The organism is Grimontia sp. THUN1695 (genome assembly GCF_059704325.2).
On record NZ_AP046577.1, the window covers coordinates 3,264,242 to 3,280,897 of the forward strand.

General features: G+C 48.1%; 31 protein-coding genes. All 31 read left to right on the forward strand.

The genetic code is table 11. The features are described 5' to 3' along the window. Positions 1–34: 34 nt before the first annotated feature. Positions 35–1,219, forward strand: coding sequence for an elongation factor Tu (gene tuf / locus AC6IB1_RS18455; RefSeq protein WP_005501288.1), 1,185 nt, complete (start codon positions 35–37; stop codon positions 1,217–1,219). A 194-nt stretch (positions 1,220–1,413) separates the two neighbouring features. Continuing rightward, the gene (locus tag AC6IB1_RS18460) at positions 1,414–1,605 is read left to right on the forward strand and encodes a (2Fe-2S)-binding protein (RefSeq protein ID WP_497567830.1); all 192 of its coding nucleotides are present in this window, start codon (positions 1,414–1,416) and stop codon (positions 1,603–1,605) included. 79 nt (positions 1,606–1,684) lie between these two features. Next, on the forward strand, positions 1,685–2,167 hold the full coding sequence (bfr, locus tag AC6IB1_RS18465; RefSeq protein ID WP_497567831.1) for a bacterioferritin: 483 nt from the start codon (positions 1,685–1,687) through the stop codon (positions 2,165–2,167). 380 nt (positions 2,168–2,547) lie between these two features. Further along, entirely contained in the window at positions 2,548–2,859 is a 312-nt protein-coding gene (rpsJ, locus tag AC6IB1_RS18470) for a 30S ribosomal protein S10 (protein ID WP_005501283.1), read from the forward strand. 14 nt (positions 2,860–2,873) lie between these two features. Continuing rightward, the gene (gene rplC / locus AC6IB1_RS18475) at positions 2,874–3,503 is read left to right on the forward strand and encodes a 50S ribosomal protein L3 (RefSeq protein ID WP_005501282.1); all 630 of its coding nucleotides are present in this window, start codon (positions 2,874–2,876) and stop codon (positions 3,501–3,503) included. A gap of 16 nt (positions 3,504–3,519) precedes the next feature. Continuing rightward, a complete protein-coding gene (gene rplD, locus AC6IB1_RS18480; RefSeq protein ID WP_005501281.1) occupies positions 3,520–4,122 on the forward strand; it encodes a 50S ribosomal protein L4 in 603 nt (200 codons plus the stop codon). Then, positions 4,119–4,421, forward strand: a complete 303-nt coding sequence (gene rplW, locus AC6IB1_RS18485) for a 50S ribosomal protein L23 (protein WP_005501280.1) — start codon at positions 4,119–4,121, stop codon at positions 4,419–4,421. Before rplD ends, rplW begins: the two co-directional genes overlap by 4 nt. 19 nt (positions 4,422–4,440) lie before the next feature. Beyond that, entirely contained in the window at positions 4,441–5,265 is an 825-nt protein-coding gene (gene rplB, locus AC6IB1_RS18490) for a 50S ribosomal protein L2 (RefSeq protein ID WP_497567832.1), read from the forward strand. Between the two features lie 20 nt (positions 5,266–5,285). Then, positions 5,286–5,564, forward strand: coding sequence for a 30S ribosomal protein S19 (gene rpsS / locus AC6IB1_RS18495; RefSeq protein ID WP_002541417.1), 279 nt, complete (start codon positions 5,286–5,288; stop codon positions 5,562–5,564). 11 nt (positions 5,565–5,575) lie between these two features. Further along, positions 5,576–5,908 carry a 50S ribosomal protein L22 gene (rplV, locus tag AC6IB1_RS18500; RefSeq protein ID WP_005501278.1) on the forward strand — a complete coding sequence of 111 codons (333 nt, stop codon included), beginning with the start codon at positions 5,576–5,578 and terminating at the stop codon, positions 5,906–5,908. Positions 5,909–5,927: 19 nt separating this feature from the next. Beyond that, positions 5,928–6,617 (forward strand): 30S ribosomal protein S3, encoded by a 690-nt coding sequence (gene rpsC / locus AC6IB1_RS18505; protein ID WP_005501264.1) that lies wholly within the window; start codon positions 5,928–5,930, stop codon positions 6,615–6,617. Positions 6,618–6,628: 11 nt separating this feature from the next. Then, complete coding sequence (gene rplP, locus AC6IB1_RS18510) at positions 6,629–7,039, forward strand: 50S ribosomal protein L16 (protein WP_005501256.1); 411 nt, start codon at positions 6,629–6,631, stop codon at positions 7,037–7,039. Then, the gene (rpmC, locus tag AC6IB1_RS18515) at positions 7,039–7,230 is read left to right on the forward strand and encodes a 50S ribosomal protein L29 (RefSeq protein WP_002541421.1); all 192 of its coding nucleotides are present in this window, start codon (positions 7,039–7,041) and stop codon (positions 7,228–7,230) included. Before rplP ends, rpmC begins: the two co-directional genes overlap by 1 nt. Beyond that, entirely contained in the window at positions 7,230–7,484 is a 255-nt protein-coding gene (rpsQ, locus tag AC6IB1_RS18520; protein ID WP_005501254.1) for a 30S ribosomal protein S17, read from the forward strand. The genes rpmC and rpsQ overlap by 1 nt, the downstream gene beginning before the upstream one ends. 158 nt (positions 7,485–7,642) lie before the next feature. Beyond that, a complete protein-coding gene (gene rplN, locus AC6IB1_RS18525; protein WP_005501250.1) occupies positions 7,643–8,014 on the forward strand; it encodes a 50S ribosomal protein L14 in 372 nt (123 codons plus the stop codon). Between the two features lie 12 nt (positions 8,015–8,026). Beyond that, entirely contained in the window at positions 8,027–8,341 is a 315-nt protein-coding gene (gene rplX / locus AC6IB1_RS18530; protein ID WP_005501249.1) for a 50S ribosomal protein L24, read from the forward strand. A gap of 17 nt (positions 8,342–8,358) precedes the next feature. Further along, complete coding sequence (gene rplE / locus AC6IB1_RS18535; RefSeq protein ID WP_005501248.1) at positions 8,359–8,898, forward strand: 50S ribosomal protein L5; 540 nt, start codon at positions 8,359–8,361, stop codon at positions 8,896–8,898. A gap of 17 nt (positions 8,899–8,915) precedes the next feature. Continuing rightward, on the forward strand, positions 8,916–9,221 hold the full coding sequence (gene rpsN / locus AC6IB1_RS18540) for a 30S ribosomal protein S14 (protein WP_002541426.1): 306 nt from the start codon (positions 8,916–8,918) through the stop codon (positions 9,219–9,221). Between the two features lie 23 nt (positions 9,222–9,244). Next, positions 9,245–9,637, forward strand: coding sequence for a 30S ribosomal protein S8 (rpsH, locus tag AC6IB1_RS18545; protein ID WP_005501247.1), 393 nt, complete (start codon positions 9,245–9,247; stop codon positions 9,635–9,637). A 10-nt stretch (positions 9,638–9,647) separates the two neighbouring features. After that, entirely contained in the window at positions 9,648–10,181 is a 534-nt protein-coding gene (gene rplF, locus AC6IB1_RS18550) for a 50S ribosomal protein L6 (RefSeq protein WP_005501246.1), read from the forward strand. A gap of 9 nt (positions 10,182–10,190) precedes the next feature. Continuing rightward, the gene (rplR, locus tag AC6IB1_RS18555) at positions 10,191–10,544 is read left to right on the forward strand and encodes a 50S ribosomal protein L18 (protein ID WP_005501245.1); all 354 of its coding nucleotides are present in this window, start codon (positions 10,191–10,193) and stop codon (positions 10,542–10,544) included. 13 nt (positions 10,545–10,557) lie between these two features. Next, positions 10,558–11,055, forward strand: coding sequence for a 30S ribosomal protein S5 (gene rpsE, locus AC6IB1_RS18560; RefSeq protein ID WP_005501244.1), 498 nt, complete (start codon positions 10,558–10,560; stop codon positions 11,053–11,055). Between the two features lie 6 nt (positions 11,056–11,061). Further along, positions 11,062–11,241, forward strand: coding sequence for a 50S ribosomal protein L30 (rpmD, locus tag AC6IB1_RS18565; protein WP_002541431.1), 180 nt, complete (start codon positions 11,062–11,064; stop codon positions 11,239–11,241). A gap of 5 nt (positions 11,242–11,246) precedes the next feature. Continuing rightward, positions 11,247–11,681 (forward strand): 50S ribosomal protein L15, encoded by a 435-nt coding sequence (gene rplO, locus AC6IB1_RS18570; RefSeq protein WP_005501241.1) that lies wholly within the window; start codon positions 11,247–11,249, stop codon positions 11,679–11,681. Between the two features lie 22 nt (positions 11,682–11,703). Continuing rightward, a complete protein-coding gene (gene secY, locus AC6IB1_RS18575; RefSeq protein WP_005501240.1) occupies positions 11,704–13,029 on the forward strand; it encodes a preprotein translocase subunit SecY in 1,326 nt (441 codons plus the stop codon). 26 nt (positions 13,030–13,055) lie between these two features. Beyond that, positions 13,056–13,169 carry a 50S ribosomal protein L36 gene (gene rpmJ / locus AC6IB1_RS18580; protein ID WP_000868186.1) on the forward strand — a complete coding sequence of 38 codons (114 nt, stop codon included), beginning with the start codon at positions 13,056–13,058 and terminating at the stop codon, positions 13,167–13,169. A gap of 147 nt (positions 13,170–13,316) precedes the next feature. Continuing rightward, positions 13,317–13,673, forward strand: coding sequence for a 30S ribosomal protein S13 (rpsM, locus tag AC6IB1_RS18585; protein ID WP_002541533.1), 357 nt, complete (start codon positions 13,317–13,319; stop codon positions 13,671–13,673). A gap of 19 nt (positions 13,674–13,692) precedes the next feature. Continuing rightward, positions 13,693–14,082 carry a 30S ribosomal protein S11 gene (gene rpsK, locus AC6IB1_RS18590; RefSeq protein ID WP_002541534.1) on the forward strand — a complete coding sequence of 130 codons (390 nt, stop codon included), beginning with the start codon at positions 13,693–13,695 and terminating at the stop codon, positions 14,080–14,082. A gap of 30 nt (positions 14,083–14,112) precedes the next feature. Beyond that, on the forward strand, positions 14,113–14,733 hold the full coding sequence (gene rpsD, locus AC6IB1_RS18595; RefSeq protein WP_005501237.1) for a 30S ribosomal protein S4: 621 nt from the start codon (positions 14,113–14,115) through the stop codon (positions 14,731–14,733). 23 nt (positions 14,734–14,756) lie between these two features. Beyond that, positions 14,757–15,746 (forward strand): DNA-directed RNA polymerase subunit alpha, encoded by a 990-nt coding sequence (locus tag AC6IB1_RS18600; protein WP_002541536.1) that lies wholly within the window; start codon positions 14,757–14,759, stop codon positions 15,744–15,746. Between the two features lie 35 nt (positions 15,747–15,781). Beyond that, complete coding sequence (gene rplQ, locus AC6IB1_RS18605) at positions 15,782–16,168, forward strand: 50S ribosomal protein L17 (RefSeq protein ID WP_497567833.1); 387 nt, start codon at positions 15,782–15,784, stop codon at positions 16,166–16,168. The last annotated feature ends 488 nt before the right edge of the window (positions 16,169–16,656 follow it).

Consider the following 16,656-nt stretch of genomic DNA (forward strand, 5'->3'; position numbering starts at 1 on the left):
TGAGTGCGGCTCACAACTAGGAAGGAACACGATCGTGTCTAAAGAAAAATTTGAACGTACGAAACCGCACGTTAACGTTGGTACTATCGGCCACGTTGACCACGGTAAAACTACTCTGACCGCAGCAATCTGTACTGTACTGGCGAAAAACTACGGCGGTGCAGCGCGTGACTTCGCATCTATCGACAACGCACCAGAAGAGCGTGAGCGTGGTATTACTATCTCTACTTCACACGTAGAGTACGATACTCCTTCACGTCACTACGCGCACGTAGACTGCCCAGGACACGCTGACTATGTGAAAAACATGATCACCGGTGCTGCGCAAATGGACGGTGGTATCCTGGTTGTTGCGGCAACTGACGGTCCAATGCCACAAACTCGTGAGCACATCCTGCTGGGTCGCCAGGTAGGTATTCCATACATCCTTGTTTTCATGAACAAGTGTGACATGGTTGACGACGAAGAGCTGCTGGAACTGGTAGAGATGGAAGTGCGTGAGCTGCTGTCTGAGTACGACTTCCCAGGCGACGACTGCCCAGTTATTCGCGGTTCTGCACTGGGTGCACTGAACGGTGAAGCTGAGTGGGAAGCGAAGATCATCGAACTGGCAGAAGCGCTGGATTCTTACATTCCAGAGCCAGAGCGTGCGATCGACAAGCCATTCATCCTGCCAATCGAAGACGTATTCTCAATCCAAGGCCGTGGTACAGTTGTAACCGGTCGTGTTGAGCAAGGTGTTATCACTGTCGGTGACGAAGTTGAAATCATTGGTATTCGTGAGACCACCAAGACCACTTGTACCGGTGTTGAAATGTTCCGTAAGCTTCTGGACGAAGGCCGTGCAGGTGAGAACGTAGGTGTTCTGCTGCGTGGTACCAAGCGTGACGAAGTTGAGCGTGGTCAAGTACTGGCGAAACCAGGTTCTATCACTCCTCACACCAAGTTCGAATCAGAAGTATACGTTCTGTCTAAAGACGAAGGCGGCCGTCATACTCCGTTCTTCAAAGGCTACCGTCCACAGTTCTACTTCCGTACAACTGACGTGACCGGTACTATCGAACTGCCAGAAGGCGTTGAGATGGTAATGCCAGGCGACAACATCAAGATGATCGTTGAGCTGATCGCGCCAATCGCAATGGACGAAGGTCTGCGCTTCGCAATCCGTGAAGGTGGCCGTACCGTTGGTGCAGGTGTTGTTGCTAAGATCATCGCTTAATTTTAGCGTTGACAGCACAATGTCAGAGAAAGGACGCTTCGGCGTCCTTTTTTACGTTTAGAGCGGTGAAAACACCATTCCTTTTAATTGCCTTTTCCCGTTCAGAAAAAGAACATTAATTGGACAAATTGATTAGAAATACGAACCATTATTGTTTATATTTATTGTTAGATTCATGTTACGAGAAAAACAAAATGTATGTTTGCCTTTGCCATGGAATTTCTGACAAAGTGATCAAGAAGCTTGCTTACGAACAGGGTGTGACTGATATTCGTGGAATTCGTAAGATGACCCCATTGGGCTCACAGTGTGGTAAATGCATTCGTCCAACTAAAGAGCTTTTGCAAGAAGCCACAGCCAATTCACTGTATAAGCAGGCATGCTGAATTTGTAACACGTATTTAGCATTGACAGGCCGCTGCGCGGTTCTATTTTTAATAGATGCCGAGTAAAGGAGTGCGCCTGATGAAAGCCGATCTTAAAATCATCCAACATCTCAACAACATTCTCGCCAACGAACTGATTGCCATTAATCAGTATTTCCTGCATGCCCGTATGTATAAAGATTGGGGCTTAAGCGTCATTGCAGAGAAAGAGTATCAAGAGTCAATCGATGAGATGAAACATGCGGATGACTTGATTGAACGTATCCTTTTTTTAGAGGGGGTCCCAAATTTACAGGATTTGGGAAAGTTACGTATTGGAGAAGACACACAAGAAATGCTTGAGTGTGATTTGGCGTTAGAGATGGATGCTATCCCCGATCTGCGTGATGCCATCGAATATGCTGAAAGTGTACGTGACTATGTATCGCGTGATCTGTTTCAGGACATTCTTGAAGATGAAGAAGAGCACGTAGATTGGCTTGAAACTCAACTTGGCCTTATTGAAAAAGTCGGCATTCAAAATTACAACCAGGCGCAAATCATAGAGTGTGACGATACCTGATCCCCGTGTGGAAAGAAAATGGGGTGGATCTATAGCTGTTCACTAACGCACTACCCACTGCGTGGTAGTTCCCTGATTATTTTTTAAACCACACTTGCAAACGGATTTGTGATCTGTATAATGCCCCGCACTGCCGAAACAATTCGTTTCACATGCGCAGTTGTGAACCAATGAGCACAGGAGGAAGACCCATCGCTATAGACATTGTCTGATGAGGTCGGTAATGTACACTCCGCTTATGTTCGCAGTCATATAAAATGACTGACAATGTATCAGATCTTGATACTACGGTTTCACATAAATCAATCGGCATTCCCTTGTCTTGACAGGGCTGAGTGGCGATATTGTTTGTGTATTTTTTTAATTTGGAGCTCTGTCTAATGCAGAACCAACGTATCCGTATCCGCCTGAAGGCTTTCGATCACCGTTTGATCGACCAGTCTACCGCGGAAATCGTTGAAACCGCTAAGCGCACTGGTGCGCAGGTACGTGGTCCAATCCCACTGCCAACCCGTAAAGAGCGCTTCACCGTTCTTATCTCTCCGCACGTAAACAAAGATGCGCGTGATCAGTACGAAATCCGTACTCACAAGCGTCTGATCGACATCGTTGAACCAACAGATAAAACTGTTGATGCTCTGATGCGTCTTGACCTTGCTGCGGGCGTTGATGTTCAAATCAGCCTAGGTTAAGAGGGGAGTTAATAATGATTGGTCTAGTCGGTCGTAAAGTGGGCATGACTCGCATCTTCACTGAAGAAGGCGTTTCTATCCCTGTAACCGTTGTAGAAGTAGAAACTAACCGCGTTACTCAGGTACGTACTCCTGAAGTTGATGGTTACTCTGCTATCCAAGTAACTACAGGCGTTAAGAAAGCAAGCCGTATCACTAAGCCAGAAGCTGGTCACTTTGCGAAAGCAGGTGTTGAAGCTGGTCGCGGTCTGTGGGAATTCCGTCTGGAAAACGGCGAAGAATTCGAAGTAGGCGCTGAGCTGAATGTCGATCTGTTCGCTGACATCAAAAAAGTAGACGTTACTGGCACATCTAAAGGTAAAGGCTTCCAAGGCGCGGTTAAGCGTTGGAACTTCCGCACCCAAGATATGACCCACGGTAACTCTTTGTCTCACCGTGCTCCTGGTTCTATCGGTCAATGTCAGACTCCAGGTCGCGTATTCAAAGGCAAGAAAATGGCAGGTCACATGGGTGCTGAGCGTGTTACTACTCAGAACCTTGAGATCGTACGTGTTGACGCTGAGCGCAAACTGCTTCTTATCAAAGGTGCAGTACCAGGTGCGACTGGCAGCAACGTGATCGTTAAACCAGCCGTTAAAGCGTAACGTCGAGGAGATAGTAATGGAATTGGTAGTAAAAGGCGCTGATGCGCTAACTGTTTCCGAAACTACCTTCGGGCGTGAGTTCAACGAAGCTCTGGTTCACCAGGTAGTCGTTGCATACGCAGCTGGTGCCCGTCAAGGTACTCGTGCTCAGAAAACCCGTTCAGACGTATCAGGTGGCGGTGCTAAGCCATGGCGTCAGAAGGGTACTGGTCGCGCCCGTGCAGGTACAATCCGTAGCCCAATTTGGCGCTCGGGTGGTGTAACTTTCGCAGCTCGTCCACAGGACCACAGCCAGAAAGTTAACAAGAAAATGTACCGTGGTGCTCTGAAGAGCATTCTGTCTGAGCTGGTTCGTCAAGAGCGCCTGATCGTTGTTGATAACTTCTCAGTAGCAGCACCAAAAACTAAAGAGCTGATCGCTAAGCTGAAAGAGCTTGAGCTGACAGAAGCTCTGATCGTAACTGCAGAAGTTGATGAAAACCTGTTCCTAGCAGCGCGTAACCTGTACAAGGTTGACGTTCGTGACGCAGCAGGCATCGACCCAGTTAGCCTGATCGCTTTCGACAAAGTAGTTATGACTGCAGCTGCAGTTAAGCAAGTTGAGGAGATGCTGGGATGATCACTGAAGAGCGTATCCTGAAAGTTCTACGTGCTCCGCACATCTCTGAAAAAGCAACCATGGCTGCTGAAAACGCGAACACTATCGTTTTCAAAGTAGCGATGGATGCAACCAAGAAAGAGATCAAAGCGGCAGTTGAAAAACTGTTCGAAGTTGAAGTTAAGTCTGTAAATACTCTTATCACTAAGGGTAAGACCAAGCGTCAAGGTATGCGCCAAGGCCGTCGTTCTGACGTGAAAAAAGCGTACGTTATCTTGAAAGAAGGTCAAGACATCGACTTCGCTGGCGGCGCTGAGTAAGACGGAGGAGTAACAGAAAATGGCAATTGTTAAATGTAAGCCTACTTCACCGGGTCGTCGTCACGTTGTTAAAGTTGTTAACGCTGACCTGTACAAAGGTAAGCCTTACGCGCCGCTTCTGGAGAAAAACCAGAAGACGGGTGGCCGCAACAACAACGGTCGTATCACTGTACGTCACATCGGTGGTGGTCATAAGCAACACTACCGTGTAATTGACTTCAAACGTACTAAAGACGGCATCCCAGCGAAAGTTGAGCGTCTGGAATACGATCCAAACCGTAGCGCGAACATCGCACTGGTTCTGTACGCAGACGGCGAGCGTCGTTACATCATTGCACCTAAAGGTCTGAAAGCTGGTGACCAGATCCAATCTGGTTCAGATGCTGCGATCAAAGTAGGTAACGCCCTACCAATGCGCAACATCCCAGTCGGTTCTACAGTTCACAACGTTGAACTGAAGCCTGGCAAGGGTGCACAGCTGGCTCGTTCAGCAGGTGCATACGCACAAATAGTAGCTCGCGATGGCGCATATGTGACGATTCGTCTGCGTTCTGGTGAGATGCGTAAAGTTCTTTCTGAAGGTCGTGCGACCATTGGTGAAGTGGGTAACGCAGAACACATGCTGCGTGAACTGGGTAAAGCAGGTGCTACTCGCTGGAAGGGCGTCCGTCCAACAGTACGTGGTGTTGCAATGAACCCGGTAGATCACCCACACGGTGGTGGTGAAGGTCGTACTTCGGGCGGTCGTCACCCAGTATCTCCTTGGGGTATGCCAACTAAAGGCTTCAAGACCCGTAAGAACAAACGTACCGACAAGTACATCGTACGTCGTCGTAACAAGTAATTTATATCAGAGGATAAGCCATGCCACGTTCTCTCAAGAAAGGTCCTTTTATTGACCTGCACTTGCTGAAGAAGGTAGAGAAAGCGGTGGAAAGCGGTGACAAGAAGCCTGTTAAGACTTGGTCCCGTCGTTCAATGATCATCCCTCAGATGATCGGTTTGACCATCGCTGTCCATAATGGTCGTCAGCACGTACCTGTTTTCATCACTGATGAGATGATCGGTCACAAGCTGGGCGAATTTGCACCAACACGTACTTACCGCGGCCACGCTGCGGATAAGAAAGCTAAGAAGCGTTAAGGAGTTAAGATATGGAAGCTATTGCTAAACATCGCTTTGCTCGTATTTCGCCTCAGAAAGCACGTTTGGTAGCAGACCAAGTGCGCGGTAAAAACGTTGCACAAGCTATCGAGATCCTGACTTTCAGCGACAAAAAAGCTGCAACTTTGATCAAGAAAGTGCTGGAGTCTGCAATTGCAAACGCTGAGCATAACGAAGGCGCAGACATCGATGATCTGTCTGTCGCGAAAATCTTCGTTGACGAAGGCCCAGTCATGAAGCGCATCATGCCTCGTGCAAAAGGCCGTGCCGATCGCATCTTGAAGCGTTCTAGCCACATCACTGTTGTTGTAGCAGACCGCTAAGAGACGAGGAGAGAAAGCAATGGGTCAAAAAGTACATCCTAATGGTATTCGTCTTGGCATCTGTAAGCCATGGAATTCCACTTGGTTTGCTAACAGCCAAGATTTCGCTGATAACCTAGACGGCGACTTCAAGGTACGTCAGTTCTTGACTAAAGAACTGTCTAAAGCGTCTGTTTCTCGTATCGTTATCGAACGTCCTGCGAAGAGCATCCGTGTGACTATCCACACCGCTCGTCCAGGTGTTGTTATCGGTAAGAAAGGCGAAGACGTAGAAAAACTGCGCGCTCGCGTTGCACAACTGGCAGGTGTTCCTGCTCAAATCAACATCGCAGAAGTACGCAAGCCTGAGCTTGACGCACAACTGGTTGGTGACAGCATCGCGTCTCAGCTAGAGCGTCGTGTAATGTTCCGCCGTGCTATGAAGCGTGCGGTACAAAACGCAATGCGTCTGGGTGCCAAAGGTATCAAAGTGGAAGTAAGCGGCCGTCTTGGCGGTGCTGAAATTGCTCGTACCGAATGGTACCGTGAAGGTCGTGTGCCACTGCACACACTTCGTGCTGACATTGATTACGCAACTTCTTCGGCTCACACCACTTATGGTGTAATTGGTATCAAAGTTTGGATCTTCAAAGGCGAAGTTCTGGGCGGTATGCCAGTAGCAGAGCCTCAGGCTGAGAAGCCTAAGAAGCAGCGTAAAGGCCGTAAGTAAGGAGTCTATCGATGCTTCAACCAAAACGTACTAAGTTCCGCAAGACGCATAAGGGTCGTAACCGCGGTCTTGCTGCAGGTACTGACATAAGCTTCGGTACCTTCGGCCTGAAAGCTGTTGGTCGTGGTCGTATCACTGCACGTCAGATCGAAGCTGCACGTCGTGCTATGACTCGTCACATCAAGCGTCAGGGTCAAATCTGGATCCGTGTGTTCCCAGACAAGCCAATCACTACCAAACCACTGGAAGTTCGTCAGGGTAAAGGTAAGGGTTCTGTGAGCTACTGGGTTGCACAAATCCAACCAGGTAAAGTCCTGTACGAGATGGATGGTGTTTCTGAAAGCCTTGCTCGCGAAGCATTTGAGCTGGCTTCTCGTAAACTACCTATCAAAACCACTTTCGTAACTAAGGCGGTGATGTGATGAAAGCACAAGAACTTCGCGAAAAGAGCGTTGAGCAGCTGAATGAAGAACTGCTGGGTCTGCTGCGTGAGCAATTCAATCTGCGCATGCAAGCGGCTACTGGTCAACTTCAGCAAACTCACACTCTGAAGAACGTTCGTCGCGATATCGCACGTGTTAAAACCGTTCTGAACCAGAAGGGCAACGCATAATGAGCGACAAAATCCGTACTCAACAAGGTCGTGTAGTGAGCGACAAGATGGATAAATCTATCGTTGTTGCGATTGAGCGTTTTGTGAAACACCCAATCTACGGTAAGTTTGTTCGTCAGACTACTAAACTGCACGTTCACGATGAAAACAACGAGTGCGCAGAAGGCGATACCGTTGAAATCCGTGAGTGCCGTCCACTGTCGAAGACTAAGTCTCACACATTGGTACGCGTAGTTGAGAAAGCACGCCTGTAAGGTAGCTTTCCGGCGATAAAAACGAAGCGGCTCCTTTTCTGGGGCCGTTTATTTTTTATCTACCCATCTTCAAAAAATAGTGTTATTATTCGCCGCCCTTGTAATGAGGCAGCCCGACCCGAGATGGGTCTAGATGTAATAACAGCGGAGCACTAACAATGATCCAAATGCAAAGTATGCTGGATGCAGCCGATAATTCCGGCGCTCGCAGTGTAATGTGTATTAAGGTGCTGGGTGGTTCACACCGTCGCTACGCCCATATCGGCGATATCATCAAAGTTACCGTTAAAGATGCAATCCCACGCGGTAAAGTAAAAAAAGGTGATGTCCTGAAGGCGGTTGTAGTTCGCACCCGTAAAGGCGTTCGTCGTCCAGACGGCTCTGTCATTCGCTTCGACCGTAATGCTTGCGTACTGTTGAATAACAATACTGAGCAACCAATCGGTACTCGTATCTTTGGCCCTGTGACACGCGAACTTCGTGGCGATAAGTTCATGAAGATTGTGTCTCTGGCGCCAGAAGTTCTGTAAGGAGCGGTTAAAATGGCAGCTAAAATCCGTCGTAACGACGAAGTTATCCTTCTTGCTGGTAAAGACAAAGGCAAGAAAGGTAAAGTAACGAAGGTTCTGACCACCGGTAAAGTTATCGTTGAAGGTATTAACCTGGTTAAGAAACACCAGAAGCCTGTACCGGCTCTGGGCATCCAAGGTGGCATCGTAGAAAAAGAAGCTGCAGTGGACGTTTCTAACGTGGCTATCTACAACGCTGCAACTGGTAAAGCAGACCGTGTAGGCTTCCGATTCGAAGACGGCAAAAAAGTGCGTTTCTTCAAATCGAATGGCGAAACTATCAAGTAATTCTGGAGTAGTACACTATGGCGAAACTGCATGATTACTACAAAGAGACTGTTGTAAAAGAACTGACTGAAAAGTTCAAATACAAGAGTATCATGCAAGTCCCAAGGATCGAAAAGATCACCCTGAACATGGGTGTGGGCGAAGCAATCAACGATAAAAAACTGCTTGAAAACGCAGCATCAGACCTGGCTTCTATCTCAGGTCAAAAGCCGCTGATCACAAAAGCACGTAAATCAGTTGCTGGCTTCAAGATCCGTGAGGGCTACCCAATTGGTTGTAAAGTAACCCTGCGTGGCGAGCGTATGTGGGATTTCTTGGAGCGTCTGATTTCAATCGCTCTTCCACGTGTGCGTGACTTCCGTGGCGTTAGTTCGAAATCTTTCGACGGTCGCGGTAACTATAGCATGGGCGTTCGTGAGCAAATCATCTTCCCAGAGATCGACTACGACAAAGTAGATCGTATCCGTGGTCTTGATATCACTATCACGACCTCAGCGGCGACTGATGAGGAAGGTCAAGCTCTGCTGGCTGCCTTTAACTTCCCATTCCGTAAGTAAGGTGAAGGGTTACTGTAATGGCTAAGCAATCAATGAAAGCGCGCGAAGTAAAACGCGCGAAGCTGGTAGCAAAGTTCGCTGAGAAGCGTGCAGCACTGAAAGCTATCATCAAAAATGTTAATGCGTCTGAAGAAGAGCGTTGGGATGCAGTCCTGAAGCTTCAAACTCTTCCGCGTGATTCTGCTAAGTCTCGTCAGCGTAACCGCTGCAACCAGACTGGTCGTCCACATGGCTACCTACGCAAATTCGGCCTGAGCCGAATCAAGGTTCGTGAAGCTTGCATGAAAGGCGAGATTCCGGGTCTGCGTAAGGCAAGCTGGTAATTGAATCACGGGAGTAAAGACTTATGAGCATGCAAGATCCGATTTCGGATATGCTGACCCGCATCCGCAACGGTCAGGCAGCAGCGAAAGTTGCTGTTAAGATGCCTTCGTCAAAGCTGAAAGTGGCAATTGCTGAGCTACTGAAAGCTGAAGGTTATGTGGCTGACTACGCTGTTTCTGGCGAAGTTAAGCCTGAGCTGGAAGTTACTCTAAAGTACTTCGAAGCTAAACCAGTTATCGAGCAAATCCAGCGTGTAAGCCGTCCAGGTCTGCGCATCTACAAGAAAAAAGATGAGCTGCCTTCTGTAATGGGTGGTCTGGGTATTGCTGTAGTATCAACTTCAAAAGGTTTGATGACCGACCGCGCAGCTCGCAAAGCGGGTCTGGGCGGTGAAATCATCTGCTACGTAGCATAAGGAGTAGGAAATGTCTCGTGTTGCAAAAGCACCCGTAGTTATTCCTGCCGGCGTAGAGGTGAAACTGAACGGTCAGGAAATCACTGTAAAAGGTAGCAAAGGTGAATTGACCCGCGTTATCAACAATGCAGTGGTAGTCAGCCTAGAAGACAATGCTGTGACGTTTGCCCCACGTGAAGGTGTAGCTAAAGCTAATGCTCAAGCAGGTACCGCACGTGCACTGGTGAACAACATGGTTGTTGGTGTTACTGAAGGCTATACCAAGAAACTGATCCTGAAAGGTGTTGGTTATCGTGCGTCAATGAAGGGTAACGCAGTCGCTCTGACTCTGGGCTTCTCACACCCTGTTGAACATGAACTGCCTGCAGGCATCAAAGCAGAATGCCCAAGCCAAACTGAAATTGTTTTGACTGGTACAGACAAACAATTGATTGGTCAAGTCGCTGCTGATATCCGTGCATACCGTCAGCCAGAGCCTTACAAAGGTAAAGGTGTTCGTTACGCTGACGAAGTTGTGCGTACTAAAGAAGCTAAGAAGAAGTAAGGTAACACTATGGATAAGAAAATTGCTCGTATCCGTCGTGCGACCCGAGCGCGTCGCAAGATTGCTGAACTGGGTGCGACTCGCCTAGTGGTACACCGTACTCCACGTCACGTGTACGCACAGGTTATCGCGGCAAATGGCTCCGAAGTAATCGCAGCTGCTTCTACCGTAGAAAAAGCGATCCGTGAGCAAGTGAAAAGCACCGGTAACAAAGACGCAGCGGCAGCTGTAGGTAAAGCTATTGCTGAGCGTGCGAAGGAAAAAGGCATCGAGACTGTTGCTTTTGACCGTTCCGGTTTCCAATACCACGGCCGTGTGGCTGCACTGGCAGAAGCTGCCCGTGAAGCTGGTCTGAAATTCTAAGGTAGGCGGAAAGATGGCTAACGATAAACAACAAAGTGATTTGCATGAGAAGCTGATTGCTGTTAACCGTGTATCTAAAACGGTTAAAGGTGGTCGCATCTTCAGCTTCACCGCTCTGACTGTAGTGGGTGATGGCAATGGTCGCGTAGGTTTCGGTTACGGTAAAGCCCGTGAAGTGCCTGCTGCTATCCAAAAATCAATGGAAAAAGCGCGCCGTAACATGGTTACTGTTGCGCTGAACGACGGTACGCTGCACCACGCTGTTAAAGGCCGCCACACTGGTTCTAAAGTGTACATGCAGCCAGCATCAGAAGGTACAGGTATCATCGCAGGTGGTGCGATGCGTGCAGTTCTGGAAGTTGCGGGTGTTCGCAACGTTCTGGCAAAAGCATACGGTTCTACCAACCCAATCAACATCGTTCGTGCAACGATCGATGGTCTGGGTGGTATGAAGTCTCCAGAAATGGTAGCTGCTAAGCGTGGTCTGCCTGTAAACGAAATTCTGGGGTAATTCGACATGGCTAAAACAATCAAAGTAACTCAGACTCGTAGCTCAATCGGTCGTTTGCCGAAACACAAAGCTACCCTGCGTGGCTTGGGCCTACGTCGCATCAACCACACTGTTGAACTTGAAGATACTGCTTGCGTACGCGGCATGATCAATCAAGTTTACTACATGGTTAAAGTGGAGGAGTAATCACAATGCGTCTGAATACTCTATCTCCGGCTGCAGGTTCAAAGCCTTCTAAGAAGCGCGTTGGCCGTGGTATCGGTTCAGGCCTGGGTAAAACAGGTGGCCGTGGTCACAAAGGTCAGAAATCACGTTCAGGTGGTTCTGTACGCCCAGGTTTTGAAGGCGGTCAAATGCCTTTGAAACAGCGTCTGCCAAAATTTGGTTTTACTTCTCGTAAGAGCCTGACTGCAGCGGAAGTTCGCTTGAGCGAACTGGCTAAAGTTGATGGTGACGTAGTAAGTCTTGAGACACTGAAAGCAGCTAACGTGATCACTAAAGACATCCGTACGGCGAAAATCGTACTGTCTGGTGAGATCGCTCGCTCAGTGACTGTTAAAGGTCTTCGCGTTACTAAAGGCGCTAAAGCTGCAATCGAAGCTGCTGGCGGTAAAATCGAGGAATAATTAGCTCGAGGACGAGGTACAGATGGCAAAACAACCAGGACAAAATTTTAGTAGTGCAAAAGGTGGACTTGCGGAGCTGAAAAGCCGTCTACTGTTTGTGGTAGGCGCGTTATTGGTTTTCCGTGCCGGTTCTTTTGTGCCAATTCCTGGTATTGACGCTGCTGTACTTGCCGATCTGTTCGAACAGCAACAAGGCACCATCATTGAACTGTTTAACATGTTCTCTGGTGGTGCTCTTGAGCGTGCTTCTATCCTGGCGCTGGGTATCATGCCGTATATTTCGGCATCGATTATTGTCCAGCTGCTCACGGTGGTTCATCCAGCCTTGGCTGAGTTGAAGAAGGAAGGGGAGTCTGGCCGTCGCAAGATTAGCCAGTACACCCGCTACGGTACGCTGGTGTTGGCAACGTTCCAGGCGATTGGTATCGCTACGGGCTTGCCAAGTATGATTCCTGGGCTTGTGGTTAACCCTGGCCTTGGGTTCTACTTTACCGCTGTTGTGAGTCTGGTCACTGGTACCATGTTCTTGATGTGGTTAGGTGAGCAGATCACTGAGCGTGGTATTGGTAACGGTATTTCCCTTATTATCTTTGCGGGTATCGTTGCAGGATTACCATCCGCTATCGGACAGACAGCGGAGCAAGCGCGTCAAGGTGAATTGCACGTGCTTCTTCTTCTGTTGATTGCGGTAATTGCATTCGCGGTAATTGCGTTTGTGGTGTTTGTTGAGCGTGGTCAGCGTCGAATTGTCGTCAACTACGCGAAGCGTCAGCAAGGCCGTCGTGTTTTTGCAGCGCAAAGCACTCACTTGCCATTAAAATTGAACATGGCAGGCGTAATTCCAGCGATTTTTGCATCAAGTATTATCCTGTTTCCAGGCACTTTGGCTCAATGGTTTGGCCAAAGTGAGCAGTTAGGTTGGCTGGCAGACGTGTCATTGGCACTAAGCCCAGGGCAACCACTGTATGTAATTCTTTATGCTGCAGCGATTATCTTCTTCTGTTTCTTCTACACGGCGTTGGTATTCAACCCGCGTGAGACAGCAGACAATCTGAAGAAGTCTGGTGCATTCGTACCTGGTATTCGCCCGGGCGAGCAGACTGCGAAGTACATTGATAAAGTAATGACACGGCTGACCCTAGCGGGTGCGTTGTACATTACCTTTATCTGTCTGATCCCCGAGTTCATGATGATTGCTTGGAATGTACGCTTCTATTTCGGCGGCACATCCCTACTTATCGTAGTCGTAGTAATCATGGACTTTATGGCTCAAGTTCAGACACATCTGATGTCTCAACAATATGAGTCCGTGTTGAAGAAAGCCAATCTGAAAGGCTACGGCCGATAACAGATTGTCATTTACGGAGTTTAGCAATGAAAGTTCGTGCTTCCGTTAAGAAAATCTGCCGTAACTGTAAAGTTATCAAGCGTAACGGTGTTGTTCGCGTGATTTGCAGTGAGCCAAAGCACAAGCAGCGCCAAGGCTAATAGCAGAATATTTTTCTTGCAAAATTTAGGCAGGCTGGCTACATTAGCCAGCCCACCTTTTGTGTGTGCAAAAGAAGTGGTATGGCCGCTGCGTATCCTAAACGGGCTTTGCAGCGGTTCTTCTTGATAAAGTACTAGGAGTGAATAGTGGCCCGTATTGCAGGCATTAACATTCCTGATCAGAAGCATGCTGTAATCGCATTGACTGCGATCTATGGCATCGGTAAAACCCGTTCAAAAGCTATCTTGGCTGAAACTGGTATTGCTGAAAGCACTAAGATCAGTGAACTAACTGAAGAGCAGATCGATCTACTGCGTGATGGCGTTGCCAAGTACACTGTAGAAGGTGATCTACGTCGTGAAGTTTCCATGAACATCAAGCGTCTGATGGACCTTGGTTGTTACCGCGGTTTGCGTCATCGTCGCAGCTTGCCACTACGTGGTCAGCGTACGAAGACCAATGCTCGTACCCGTAAGGGTCCGCGCAAGCCGATCAAGAAATAATCGGGGTAGGTAAAGTACTATGGCTAAACAACCAAATCGCGCACGTAAACGCGTACGCAAGCAAGTTGCTGACGGCGTAGCGCACATTCATGCGTCTTTCAACAACACAATCGTAACCATTACTGACCGTCAAGGTAATGCTCTTGCATGGGCAACTGCAGGTGGTTCTGGTTTCCGTGGTTCTCGTAAATCAACGCCGTTTGCTGCACAGGTTGCTGCAGAGCGTTGTGGTGAGATGGCTAAAGAATATGGCCTGAAGAACCTGGAAGTTATGGTTAAGGGCCCAGGTCCAGGTCGTGAATCTACAATTCGCGCTCTGAATGCGGCTGGTTTCCGTATCACTAACATTGTTGATGCGACTCCAATCCCACATAACGGTTGTCGTCCACCTAAGAAACGTCGCGTATAACGCTGTTTCTTAGAATTCTGGAGAAAGATCATGGCAAGATATTTGGGTCCTAAGCTGAAGCTTAGCCGTCGCGAAGGTACTGACTTGTTCCTGAAGTCAGGCGTACGCGCGATTGATACCAAGTGTAAAATTGACAACGCCCCAGGCGTACACGGCGCACGTCGTGGTCGTCTGTCTGACTACGGCGTTCAGCTTCGTGAGAAGCAAAAAGTTCGTCGCATCTACGGCGTACTGGAAAAACAATTCCGTAACTACTACAAAGAAGCTGCTCGCCTGAAAGGCAACACAGGTGAAAATCTGCTGCAACTTCTAGAAGGTCGTCTGGACAATGTAGTTTACCGCATGGGCTTCGGTGCAACTCGCGCAGAATCACGTCAGCTGGTAAGCCACAAAGCGATCTTGGTTAACGGTAAAGTGGTTAACGTTCCTTCTTTCAAGGTAACGGCCAACGACGTTATTAGCATTCGTGAGAAAGCTAAAAACCAAGCACGCATCAAAGCAGCACTTGAAATTGCTGCTCAGCGCGAGCTGCCAACTTGGATCGAAGTAGACAGCAACAAAATGGAAGGCACTTTCAAGCGTCTGCCAGAGCGTTCAGATTTGTCTGCTGACATCAACGAACACCTGATCGTCGAGCTTTACTCTAAGTAAGGCTAAACTAAAGAGAGGACACAATGCAGGGTTCTGTAACAGAATTTCTTAAGCCGCGTCTCGTTGACATCGAACAAGTTAGCTCGACGCACGCAAAAGTAACTCTTGAGCCGCTAGAGCGTGGCTTTGGTCACACCCTAGGTAATGCTCTACGTCGCATCCTACTGTCGTCTATGCCTGGTTGTGCAGTGACAGAAGTAGAGATTGACGGCGTGTTGCACGAGTACAGCACCAAAGAGGGCGTACAGGAAGATATCCTGGAAATCCTGCTTAACCTTAAAGGCCTGGCCGTTAAGGTAGAGGGTAAAGATGAAGTTATCCTTACCCTAAATAAGTCTGGTGCAGGCCCTGTTGTTGCAGGCGACATCACCCATGACGGTGGTGTTGAGATTGCGAACCCAGAACACGTAATCTGCCATCTGACAGATTCAAATGCTGAAATCAGTATGAGAATCAAGGTAGAACGTGGTCGTGGCTATGTACCAGCGTCAGCGCGTATTCACACTGAAGAAGACGAGCGCCCAATCGGTCGTTTGCTTGTTGATGCAACGTTCAGTCCAGTAGACCGTATTGCTTACAATGTTGAAGCAGCACGTGTTGAACAACGTACAGACTTAGACAAGCTGGTTATCGATATGGAAACCAATGGTACGCTTGATCCAGAGGAAGCTATTCGTCGCGCAGCAACGATTCTTGCTGAGCAATTGGATGCATTCGTAGATCTGCGTGATGTACGAGTTCCTGAAGAGAAAGAAGAGAAGCCAGAGTTCGATCCGATCCTACTGCGTCCTGTAGACGATCTTGAACTAACTGTTCGCTCTGCTAACTGTTTGAAAGCAGAAGCGATCCACTACATCGGTGATCTGGTACAGCGCACTGAGGTTGAGCTTCTTAAAACGCCAAACCTCGGTAAGAAGTCTTTGACTGAAATTAAAGACGTGCTGGCTTCACGTGGTCTGTCTCTAGGTATGCGCCTAGAAAACTGGCCGCCAGCATCAATCGCTGAAGATTAATCAGATTCTGATTACTTAGTTAGAAGGATTAGGTCATGCGCCATCGTAAGAGTGGTCGTCAACTCAATCGCAACAGCAGCCATCGCAAAGCGATGTTCAGCAACATGGCTAGCTCTCTGGTAACTCATGAAGTTATCAAAACTACTCTGCCTAAGGCAAAAGAGCTGCGTCGCGTAATTGAGCCATTGATTACCCTAGCAAAGAACGACAGTGTTGCTAACCGTCGTCTTGCATTCGCTCGCACCCGCAATGACGCGGTTGTAGCGAAGCTGTTCAATGAACTGGGTCCACGTTTTGCCTCTCGTGCAGGCGGTTACACTCGCATTCTGAAATGCGGTGTACGTGCTGGCGATAAAGCCCCTATGGCTTACATCGAGTTGGTAGATCGTCCAGAGCAAGTTGCTGAAGAAACAGCTGAGTAATTCGCTCTCGGTCCATTCGGATAAAAAGCCAGGTTTAACCTGGCTTTTTATTTATCTGTATTTTTCTAATGCCATTAGTTTTCCCCAAGAACCTACTAAATATCCATTGAAACTTACGATTGATATTTACAGGGCGAGCAATACGCTTTTCTACTTCTACTTCTACTTCTACTTCTACTTCTACTTCTACTTCTACTTCTACTTCTACTTCTACTTCTACTTCTACTTCTACTTCTATAGCTGTGAAGAAGTATCCCTAATCTCTCGTATTCTCCCATTATCAAGATTTCATTGTTTGACTGGTCTGATAGCTCCGCATAGTGCAACACCTCTGGTCCAATATAATTGGGGCAGGAGAGTAAAGGTTTTGGGCAGTATTAACGCGAAGTTATACACAATATTTTGTGTGCTTGATGTGAGTAAAATGTGTGGAAATACGTCTTTCGGCCAATATTTGCTCAAGTGCATTGCTTTTTACTAAAAACCGC